The organism is Terriglobales bacterium (assembly GCA_035457425.1).
Classification (GTDB): domain Bacteria; phylum Acidobacteriota; class Terriglobia; order Terriglobales; family Acidobacteriaceae; genus JACPNR01.
Window position 1 is genome coordinate 1 of sequence record DATIBR010000113.1, and the last position, 3,884, is coordinate 3,884.

General features: G+C 66.9%; 3 protein-coding genes. 1 reads left to right on the forward strand and 2 read right to left on the reverse strand.

Going from position 1 to position 3,884, the window contains the following annotated elements; translation table 11 throughout:
• Positions 1-1,357: winged helix-turn-helix domain-containing protein (locus tag VLA96_08440; protein ID HSE49218.1), on the reverse strand; the 1,357-nt coding region annotated here is incomplete at its 3' end.
• A 184-nt stretch (positions 1,358-1,541) separates the two neighbouring features.
• Here VLA96_08440 and VLA96_08445 point away from each other — a divergent pair.
• Positions 1,542-2,894, forward strand: coding sequence for a hypothetical protein (locus tag VLA96_08445; protein ID HSE49219.1), 1,353 nt, complete (start codon positions 1,542-1,544; stop codon positions 2,892-2,894).
• Positions 2,895-3,001: 107 nt separating this feature from the next.
• Here VLA96_08445 and VLA96_08450 read toward each other — a convergent pair whose 3' ends face one another.
• Positions 3,002-3,511: a DinB family protein gene (locus VLA96_08450; protein HSE49220.1), complete on the reverse strand. Its 510-nt coding sequence runs from the start codon at positions 3,509-3,511 to the stop codon at positions 3,002-3,004.
• Positions 3,512-3,884: the final 373 nt, after the last annotated feature.

The following is a 3,884-nucleotide window of genomic DNA, read 5'->3' on the forward strand; positions in this document are numbered from 1 at the left end:
CGCGGCCGATCTCGACGAAGGCCTCGTCGAAGCGCCCTTCGAACGAGAGGTACTCGGCATACCAGTGGTGGGCGGTGGCGTTGTTGGGGTCGAGCCGGATGGCTTCCTTGTATTCCTTCTCGGCGGTCTGCCAGTCCCAGTCGTAGTTCTGGGCGATGACGGCGAGTGAGGTGTGCGCCTGCGAGAGGCGGCTGTCGAGCTCGACGGCGCGCAGCGCCGCGGCGCGGGCCTTGCGGATGAACGTATCCTGCGGCGAGTTGGCGTAGCCGCCGAGCAGCGCGTAACAATCCGCCAGGCCGGCGTAGGCGAGCGCATAGTTTGGGTCGCGGGCGATCGCACTCTCGTACGCGTCGATCGCGGTCCGGATATCGCCGGGCGTGCGCTTGGCGAGGTGATAGCGGCCGCGGAGATAGGACTCGTGCGTCTGGGGGTCGACCGGGCGCGAGGTCGAGAGGCGCTGGCGGTCGGCGGCGGCCAGCGTGAGCTGGATGTTGTCGGCCACCTCGCGCGCCACCTCGTTCTGCAAGGTCAGGATGTCGCGCTGGTCGCGGTCGTAGCTCGCTGCCCAGAGGTGCCGATCGTCGGAGGCGGCGATGAGCTGCGCCGTGATGCGGACGCGGTTCCCGGAGCGCAGGACGGCGCCTTCCACAATGGCGTCGACGTTGAGCTCGCGCGCGATCTGCGGCAGCGGCTTGGTGGAGCCCTTGTATTGCATGACAGACGTGCGCGAGATCACGCGCAGACCCTGCAGCGTTGCGAGGTGCGTGATGAACTCGTCGGTCAGGCCGTCGGAGAAATATTCCTGCTCGGGATCGCTGGAGAGGTTTTTGAGCGGGAGGACGGCGAGCGACCGGATCTGCCCGGGCGCCTGCTCCACCCGGCGCTGCCACTCCAGCACGCCGCCGGCCGTCGCGACCAGCAGCGCGGTGATGACCGCGAGCGCAAGCCAGCGCGGGCGCGGCGGCTTGACCTTCGGCACCAGCACTGGCCGCTGTTCCAGCACGCGGAGGGGGGTGACGTGCGGCGCTACCGGATAGAGGAAGCGATACCCCTGCCGCCCGATGGTCTCGATGTAGCGTGGATGCGCGGCCGAGTCGTTGAGCGCCGAGCGCAGCTTGTTCACCGCGCTCGAGATGCCGTGGTCAAAATCGACGAAGGTGCCCGCGGGCCACAGCCGCTTGCGCAGCTCCTCGCGCGTCACGACCTCGCCGGGCCGCTCCAGCAACAGGATGAGCAGGTGCAGCGGACGCTCCTGCACCTTGAGGCGCACGCCATGCTTACGCAACTCGAACGCACGCACGTCGACTGTGTATACGCCGAACTGGTAGTGCCCCAGGGATGGGGCAGGATGCGCCATACGACCCCCGAAAGTGTCCGAAATTCTAGCACTATTTGGCCCCGCATGCGGGCGACCTTAGGTGCTAATCCCTTTGGACAGAGCCGGTTGGACAGTGAACGCCAAATGCATGGGCGGGGAACGTCCGTGCATTGACGAGCAGCGGCCACTCAGGGCAGAGTGCCGGAACGTGGGGGATACGTGTATGCGCAAGCGGTCCTGGGCCCTTCTCTGGCTCGCCCTTCTGACGGCGAGTGCCATCTATGCGGGCAACAGCCTGCCCAACCCGGTGATCAGCCGGAACGGGGCGGGCACGGCGTCGACCTTCAGCAACGCCGGCAACATCGACCTGAACAACCCGTTCTTCGGGAACCTGGGGACCAATGGGCGCACGTGCGCCAGCTGCCACGTCAGCTCGAACGCATGGGGCATCGAGCCCAGCGAGGTGCAGGCGCGCTTTCGCGCCAGCGACGGCCTCGACCCCATCTTCCGCACCAACGACGGCGCCAACTGCCCGAGCGCCGACGTGTCGACCCTGGGCGCGCGGCGCACGGCCTACAGCCTGCTGCTCGACAAGGGCCTGATCCGGGTGTCGTTCCCGGTGCCGGCGGGCGCGGACTTCCAGATCATCGCGATCGACGACCCGTATAGCTGCGCGGAGACCACGCCGGTCACGCCCGCGCACTATCGGCGCCCGCTGCCCTCGACCAACCTTCCGTTCCTGACCACGGTGATGTGGGACGGGCGCGAGAGCCATCCCGGCAACACGCTGCGCGAGAACCTGCGGCAGCAGGCCATCGACGCCACCATGGGACACGCCGAAGGCGCCGTGGTCCCCACCGACCAGCAACTGCAGGCCATCGTGAACGCCGAGTTCGCGCTGTTCACCGCGCAGGAGACTTCGTTGAGCGCGGGCGCGCTCGATAAAGGCGGCGCCACCGGCGGCGCCAGGAAGCTTTCCACCCAGGAGTTCTACGTCGGCATCAACGACGTGCTGGGCGCCGACCCCAACGGCCGGCCGTTCACGCCCGTGGTCTTCACCACCTACAACGCGTGGAAGGATTCCACCAACCCGGCCAAGGCGCAGATCGCCCGCGGCCAGGAGATCTTCAACACCCACCCGCTGATGATCACCGACGTGAAGGGGTTGAACGACGCGCTCGGCGTGCCGGCGCTCAACGGCACCTGCACGACGTGCCACGATTCGCCCAACGTCGGGAACCACTCCGTGCCGCTGGCGATCGACATCGGCGTGAGCGACCCCGGGCGCCCGGGGCTCGACCTCAGCGGCCTGCCGGTCTACACCGTGCAGTGCGTGGCCACCGGCGAGACCCGGGTCACCACCGACCTCGGCCGCGCCATGGTCACCGGCAAGTGCGCCGACGTCGGCAAGATGAAGGGGCCCATCCTGCGCGGGCTCTCGGCGCGCGCGCCCTACTTCCACAACGGCGGCGCGCGCACCCTGCGCGACGTGGTGGAGTTCTACGACGCGCGCTTCAACATGGGTTTGTCCGAACAGGACAAGAAAGACCTGGTCGCGTTCCTGGGAACCCTGTAGCGCGACTCGGTGCAATGGGGGAGGCGCGGGAGTGATCCCGCGCCTTTTATCTTTGGAGACGGATCCCTGCGGATGCCCGGGTCCCACTAACAACTAACACCTGGCAACTAACGACTGTTCTTCAAGATTCCCTCGATCTGCTTGATGTGATTCAGATCGTGGCCCGCGGTGAGCTTGATCATGTGCGCGATCGACTCCTGGCCGCGCTCGGCGTGCATGCCGTAGTTCTCCCACGCGCTGCGCGGCACCGACTTCAGCAGCACGATGTTCGCCTCGCGCTGCGCGGTGTAAGCGGCCAGCGACTGCCTCGGGTCGCGCTTGCCGTATTGGAAGGTGTTCGCCCAGGCGTCCTGGTCGAAGGCCTGCACGGCGACGCCGGGGCTGGCGAGGATCTGCCGCATGCGCCAGCCGATGGCGACTTCGGCGTCCGCCAGGTGCGCCACGATCTCCGCCACCGACCACTTCCCCGGCGCCGGCCGCTTCGCCAAACGCTTGCGGTCCTTGCCGCGCAGCAGCGCGGCCACCTTCTTCGGCGCCTGTTGCTGGAGCTTCAGCGCGTCCTTGCCGTCGGAATGGCTCAGGATGCGCGCAATGTACTGCTGTACGGTCTCAGGCATCGGTCTTCTCCTGCCGGAGTGGATGATGCAGCACGTGCCAACGTCGCGATTTCTTGCGCGACGGGGGCGACTTCTACGACGCGCGCTTCACCATGGGCCCGTCCGAGCGGGACCAGAAGGACCTGGTCGCGTTCTTGGGTACGCTCTAAACGACCCTGTAGCGCGACTCGATGCAATGGGAAAGGCGCGGGAGCGATTCCGCGCCTTTTATCTTTTTGATAGGGGTGCGAGAACCCTACAGGTTATAGCCACTGTCCTTCGCCCAACTAATCCAGTGGCGGGTGGCCCACCCTACCCGCTGCGCAGGAATTATAGAGACGGAGAATCCTGAGGGTGCCCCATCCTTCGCGCGCGGTGTTCGCGCGAAGGGTGG